Here is a 343-nt window from a genome sequence, read left to right as displayed (position 1 = left end):
CCAGGTGCCGTGGTGTTGGGCGATGCGTTCGCGGACGCCGACGGTGCGGTAGCCGGCGGAGTGGTGCAGGGCGATGCTGGCGCGGTTCTCGGGGAAGATGGAGGTTTGGAGGGTCCAGAGGCCGGCGTTGTCGGCGGCGGTGACCTGCTGGTGCAGGAGGGATTTGCCGATGCCGCGGCCGCGGTAGCCGTCGCCGACGTAGATCGAGGTCTCGGCGACGCCGGCGTAGCAGTCGCGGGTGGATGTGGGGGTGGCGGCGGTCCAGCCGGCGACGCGGCCGTCGACGACGGCGACCCAGCGGTGCTCGGGGAGCCATTTGGCTTCCAGGGTGCGGCGGCTGGGG

General features: G+C 72.6%; 1 protein-coding gene. It reads right to left on the bottom strand.

Annotated features, from left to right (window positions below; translation table 11 throughout):
* Positions 1–343 (bottom strand): GNAT family N-acetyltransferase (locus tag ADK67_RS13440; protein ID WP_157620252.1); only part of this gene is annotated, 343 nt, incomplete at both ends.

It is taken from the genome of Saccharothrix sp. NRRL B-16348, from assembly GCF_001280085.1.
Taxonomy (GTDB): Bacteria; Actinomycetota; Actinomycetes; order Mycobacteriales; family Pseudonocardiaceae; genus Actinosynnema.
This window is presented reverse-complemented; position numbering and strand designations above follow the sequence as displayed.